General features: G+C 31.0%; 4 protein-coding genes. All 4 read right to left on the minus strand.

Features of this window, described 5'->3' with window-relative positions:
* Window positions 1-43: 43 nt before the first annotated feature.
* Window positions 44-1,294 (minus strand): nucleotidyltransferase domain-containing protein, encoded by a 1,251-nt coding sequence (locus ACW2QF_RS04050; protein ID WP_455714715.1) that lies wholly within the window; start codon window positions 1,292-1,294, stop codon window positions 44-46.
* Between the two features lie 35 nt (window positions 1,295-1,329).
* Entirely contained in the window at window positions 1,330-4,461 is a 3,132-nt protein-coding gene (locus ACW2QF_RS04055) for a cellulase family glycosylhydrolase (RefSeq protein WP_455714716.1), read from the minus strand.
* 52 nt (window positions 4,462-4,513) lie between these two features.
* Window positions 4,514-5,470: a glycosyltransferase family 2 protein gene (locus tag ACW2QF_RS04060; protein WP_455714717.1), complete on the minus strand. Its 957-nt coding sequence runs from the start codon at window positions 5,468-5,470 to the stop codon at window positions 4,514-4,516.
* 14 nt (window positions 5,471-5,484) lie between these two features.
* A partial coding sequence (locus ACW2QF_RS04065) for a hypothetical protein (RefSeq protein WP_455714718.1) occupies window positions 5,485-5,920 on the minus strand: 436 nt, incomplete at its 5' end.

The following is a 5,920-nucleotide window of genomic DNA, read 5'->3' on the forward strand; positions in this document are numbered from 1 at the left end:
ATTTCATAAACAATCCTAACCTTTTCATGTACCTTATCATTGTTTATTTTCCTCCATCCATTAATCCAAGACTCTTCATCAGATTTAATCTATGTTGTGCAACAGCTAACTTTTCTCCTGCTTCGTACCAATCACCCTTATGGCTATGCCTCTTTACTGTGAAGTTAATGATTTTATGGAACCATGCTATTGGAAGTAGTAACTTATATTTCTTTGCATAGGCATAATTACTAGGCAAAGACTTACTTGAAGGGAATAATACTTTTATCTTGATTCCAAAATTCGTTTTTGGTATCTTATCCTCACCTGTGAAATATGGCGTCATAATTCCAAGTATCTGCCATGCGGCATCCTTTTCCTCATATATGGTACCAACATTAATGATATCTAATAAAAATTCTGAAAGGCCTTCTTTCTCTACTACTTTTCTATTAGTCATAATTGTTTGGTCCATGCCGAAGTAATCAATACAAATCTTGAAGAACATTCTACAAAAAGTGGTATAGTCGAGATAATCCATTTTACGCCAGAAAGATTCAACATCAATTTTTTCAATATACCGATTAACATAATAAGTAATATCAACTAAATACCGTACACCAACTCCTTGTAATGAAAAATGTTTTATTATATGAAACATTTGATAAATTAAATGCTCTTCATATCCAAGTGTAGTTACTTCCATTCCGCAAGCTTGTATGGATATTAACGAATCTTCCTTTGTCAACTTAAGGTTGTTTAGTTTATTTATTTTTGATCCCATATAATCTTCAAACAATGAGAAATGTAACTCAATAACATAATTAAAATCAGAATATATATAGGTGCTCACCATAGATTTCGAATATTCTTCTTCTTTTTTAAACCCAAATGTTTCAAAAAGACTAATAGCCTTCTCTTTATCACTCTCATCAACGAATATATCTGTATCACTACTAAAACGATATGAATAATTCGGATATAAGTCAGCAATAATACAACCTTTAAAAACAACTAGTTTAATATCTCGTTTCTCAGCCTCTTTAAGCAAAGAACGTAATATTCTATATTTTTCAAATTCGTGCATCTGACATGTCATAGCTGCTATTTTCCAAAACTCTACTAATTTATTAGGAATTGAATATTCCACAGATAATTTCTGCACTACATTATATACAAAGGCTTCCATGCAGTTATTCCTAGCTACCCGAAACAAGGCATCCCAATTAACCTTGCCATAATCTTTTTTAATTTCATTATTGGGGTACATTGCCTCGTTTACTATCTGTAAGAAAAGCATTTTATCAAAATCCACACCCTCGCCTCCAAGCTTCTTTAAACTCACTAGACTTATTGATTACTTTCTTCAATAAGCGCATTCACAAGTTCTTTATCATACCAAGTTAAATTATTACGATCAAGTAATGTCTCTGTTTGTGATTTATCAGTTTCATATTCATTGCCCCGATCCCACCAAAACACAGCATAATTGTATGCTCTTGCTTCTGTTATAAAGGTTTTCATATATTGAATTGCCTTAGATTCTTCCCAATTATTCCATGTTGCAAACTCACCGATTATTACTGGTGTATTACTTTTTATAAATTTATCATTTAATGTACTCATAACATTAGCCATATCCTTTTCACCTTCTAGATTACTATAATAATGGACCTTTGCAATTAGGTGGTCTTTTACTATATCTTCTGGTAATTCAAAAGCATCAACGATCTCCTTGCCTGCTCCTGCAGCATATGTACTAACTATTAAATTCCTGTTCTTATTATTTCCTCCCGTATCCCGCACAGTATCTACAAATTCCTGATTTAACTCATTGACAGCCTTATAACTGTCTTCTGATGCATTATCCCATTGATTTTCGTTATTTAATATCTCATTAAATCCTTCAAATAGAAGTTTGTCACTATGATTCATAAAATAGATTGCTATCTGTTTCCAAATCGAATGTAAACGTTCTTTGTTTTCTTCCAGTTCACTATATTCTGCTTTAATCCAACCGTCTTCACCAGTATCATGATGTATATTAATAACGCAATACATGTCATTATCTATCACGTAATTAACTACTTCTGCTATACGATTTAGCCAATCTGGATCTATTTTCCCACTACTATCCATATGATCATAATAGGTAATTGGAATACGGACTGCTTTAAATCCTTGCTTAGCAACTTCTTCTATCATGCTCCTAGTCGTTACAGGATTTCCCCATAGAGTTTCATAATATTCTTCATTCGATGTTCCTGTCGTTTTTATAATAGGCTCTACTAATTGTACCAAGTCTGCTTTAATTACTAATTTACCTTCTAAGATATCACTCGCTTTCTTTATTAAATTATTATTTCTAATATCCATCTCAATAAATGGTGTTTTCCCTTCATCTATAACTAGCTCATGCTTTCCTTCAAGTTCTTTCATCTTAATTTGTGTTCCATCTTTTTTATAAAATGATGCTTCTGTAATATCAACGATTAGTTTGTTATCACCTGTATCACCAATCTTATTATTTATTATTTGTATAAAAAATCTCCCACTATTTCCATTGATGTCAGAATTAAGATTATCAATTTTCCACTCTAGATTACAATGCATATCTTTATCAAAGTAAGGGGTTGGCGAAGCATCCCAACCACTCCAGTTTTCAGTTTCATAAACTGCCATAATTTGATAATCATAGATTTTTAAGTAATCTTTCTCTGAATCATATTTCTTCATATCTAAACTATCAAAAGAATTTCCTAAATTCCAGCCAACCTTAATATTAGATACTATTTGTTGAGCTGTCTCAAAAGTATCATTTTCTTGTGTTTCCTCATTAATTACTTCTGATTTTCCTGACGCTTTACATGATGTTAAAGTAAGGGCTAAGATTAAAAATAAACTTATAGCCTTAACTTTACTAAACTTGACCAGTACCCGCTTAAATCGCTTCAAAATAAATGAAAACTCTTCTGTTTTACAATATTTTATAAAATAGATAATAAATGACACACCTCCACAAATAAATGCTCGTATTAACCAATTAATGACCGTAACCTCTTTAAAGGTTGGTATAATTACATTTGTAATGCCTATTGATATAAATATCAAAATTACATTTACTAGATGTCCTAAATAATAACTTCCCGCTTTCTTGTTAAAGAAATCTCGATATAACAATTTAGGTTCATACCAAAAATAAGTCGAAAGTTTTGCTATGGCTGTAGCTAATAGGACACCGGTTATCCCAATAATCTTTCCCAATATAATAGAAAGAACAATATTTACCACAGTGGTAATCAACAATACATACTTAATCTTTTGATATAAGCCTGTAGCATCACGGTACGACCAAATTGGATTAAATGTTACCATGATATAAAAATTAAGTAATATGGCTATTAATGTATCCGTTCCTAAAAGATATTGGCTTCCAATCCATAATGTTATGAAATCTTGGACCAGAAAATACAAACAAGTTATGAAGATACCACTTAGCCAAAAACTCACCATCTGCATTATTTTGAATATCTCAAACCTCTTTTTCACATCCTCCTTCACAACTAAATTACCTATACTGGCTGTTAGAGAGCCAAACAAAATTACTATAATAGATCCCAGATGGTTTGATATTATCGTATTATAATTTGAGTACAGGCCAACAAAGGATGTTCCTACTATAATTGAGATTATAATATTATCTGTTCCGTTGAAAACAACAGTTGCTACCTTATATAAAAAAATGGAACTTAAATTTTTATAGATAGCTTTCTTCTCTTCGACAGCTAAATCAACCTTCTGTTTTATGTATGGATAATTCTTATCTGCCTTGTATGAAACTAAAAGATTATATGCAAATGTAGACAAAATATTAAATCCAAGATATATGAAATAATTATGAGTAACATATAATAAAACTGTTTGAATAATGGTCTTAGCTATCCCAATCCATACCGAATATTTTGTAACGATATAACTCTTTTGATCCGCTGCTATTATCGAAGACTTATAAACGAACATATAAGATATAACTGTATTCATAAGAGAAAGTAGATAATAAACTTTTAAGTAGGGTATCTGTATATCTACATTAACAATCAAATCAATAAAAGGTAGTAATGCAACACCAATAACTGCTACCGCTACTGCTATTACATTGTAGACTTTACGATAAAAGGTTACTAATGAAGCAATTTTACGCTCATCCCGCTCAGCAAGTGGTTTATAAAAACTATAAGACATAGCTGTACTAAAACCTAAGTCAGCTAATGATAACATCGTAAGTACATCAGCAAACAATCCATTAATTCCTAGATAATCAACAGATAGTATACGTACAAAAACAGCACGACTAATAAAAGCTAATACGATCGTTACCATCTTATTAAATAAGCCCAATGTAATATTTAACGTTGAATTATACGTTCTACTTTTTTCATTATTTTGATTTATCTTTTCTACTTCTTCATTATCCGCATTCATATTAGTCTCCTTCTTCCTATAGTAATAGTAATCATGCTGGACTATATCCTAATTAATGATGCACTCCTTTTAGCATAAGATATAGATTAGGAGATACGTAGAATACTCTATACCCAATCCCAGGTAATTGGTTTCCTCTCACCTTATACTTTTCCCTATATCTTTTAGTTAATATGTCAAAATATTGTTTCTCCTTTTCCTTATTCTTCTTTAGAAGTATATAATTCTGTATAATACGATCTAGATATGATCGATATGTTGCGAATTCAAGCTTTGGATATCCAGCCTTTTTAAAATACTCTTCTCTCTCATTGAAGGCGTCAAAAACATCTTCATAAGTAAAATATTTTTTATTTTTTGTTATACTTCCATTATTATCTTGAAAATAAAAATATAAGGAACTCTCGCAAACAGCAACATTACCCGCTTGATAAATGGCTTTATAGGTTACAAATTCATCCTCATTAATCTTTCCTTCTGGATATCTTAACTTATGAAACAAGTCCTTATGATACAGTTTATTCCACGCTACACAAAAGAGCTCTCCATCTGCTCCTTGCAATTCCCACAAAGCCTCTATGTTGGTTATAGTCTTATACTTGTCACACCTCTTCACCTCATCACCATATCTATCTCCTGTAAAATGTTGAATATTACAAACTGATAGTTTGCAATCTTGGTTTAAACATGCATTCAATAAAACCTCATACATATGTATATCAATATAATCATCCGAATCAACAAATCCTATATATTCTCCAGTTGCTATACTAATTCCTGCGTTCCTAGCACTTGATAATCCACCATTTTTCTTATGAATAACTGTTATTCTATGGTCCAACAGAGCATAATTGTCGCATATCTGAGGGCAACGATCTGGAGAGCCATCATCCACTAGTATTATCTCAAGATTTTTATGTGTTTGATTTATGATTGATTCTATACATCTTTCGAGGTACTTTTCAACATTGTATATTGGAACAATAACACTAATTTTACTATTAACCATACGCTCTCCTTCAATTAACTTTGTTTCAAACTCAAAATAAGATACTTAATCGGAACTTTAACCTTAGTTAATGCTTTATTACATTTTATCTTTGATAATACAATACCTTTATCGAGCTTTGACGATAATCTAAGGCATTGCTTAATTTCTTCATTCTTCTCCAAAATCTCTTCAAAACACTTTGTACCGACTGAGACTTCATCACTTTTACCATCACTAATTGACTGGGTATTACTATAGTAATAGACTAACCAGTATTGATAGATTTCCTTTTCATACCTTTCATATAAGCCTAGGATTCTAAACGTGGTTTTATATTCTTCGAATAAGATTTCTCTATTATTCAGTTCTTTTTTTTGTGTATCTAACGTTATTTTATCGTATCTTGATAACGAACCGGTGTTTATATAATTATATATGTACAATCTTTTTGAAATTGTACTGATACTC

This window comes from Anaerosporobacter sp., assembly GCF_965301125.1.

What these genes read in the sequence shown, in the direction of transcription:
- ACW2QF_RS04055 (WP_455714716.1), bottom strand. Translation starts at nt 4,461, where the DNA reads ATGAATGCGGATAATGAAGAAGTAGAAAAGATAAATCAAAATAATGAA.
- ACW2QF_RS04060 (WP_455714717.1), bottom strand. Translation starts at nt 5,470, where the DNA reads ATGGTTAATAGTAAAATTAGTGTTATTGTTCCAATATACAATGTTGAA.